The organism is Dellaglioa sp. CoH-57-MRSF-21 (assembly GCF_056781915.1).
Map to the genome: position 1 here is coordinate 1 of NZ_JBXAXU010000041.1, position 563 is coordinate 563.

1 protein-coding gene is annotated in these 563 nt (G+C 56.1%); it reads right to left on the reverse strand.

All coding sequences use genetic code 11. The annotated features are described in order from the left end of the window. Positions 1-379: hypothetical protein (locus AC1RPQ_RS07805; RefSeq protein WP_481762233.1), on the reverse strand; the 379-nt coding region annotated here is incomplete at its 3' end. Between the last annotated feature and the right edge of the window lie 184 nt (positions 380-563).

The following is a 563-nucleotide window of genomic DNA, read 5'->3' on the forward strand; positions in this document are numbered from 1 at the left end:
TGAACACCTTGACTACGTTATCCCATGTCAGGTATTTGTCCATAAGTGCACCCATCTCTTTGTAGAGTTCTGGGTCAAGAACCATGGACGCCAATAGTGGGCCTAGGCGCTTAAGCCACGAAAGCCATGAGGGGTCCTCATTTCTTTGTTTGCGCGCCTTCTTGCCAAGATCGGAACCCATCCAGTTGCGGAACGATCTCCACCATATATCCGCGCGGTCCTCTTCGTTGAGATCGCCCTGAACGCCTCCCTCGTGTGCGTCACCCGTATGGCCGCGACTGCCGCTCAAGAAATCGTATAGCTTCTTGTATAGCGCAGTCTGATCAGCAGCTGCCTTCTCAATCGCGGACTCTGCACTGTTGCTCAGCTTGATAGCCACAGGCTTTGTGCCACCAGCAGTAAGTGCCCCACTCGATATCGTAGTTCCCGTGCCGGCCGCCGACATGCCTGCGGGACCAGACACGGAACCAGCGGGTGCCCCTAGGAGACCGGACACGCGATCCATCATAGACGGCTCGGATTCGGCTTCTACGGTCGTAACACCCTTTGGGCCTTCCAGTGTC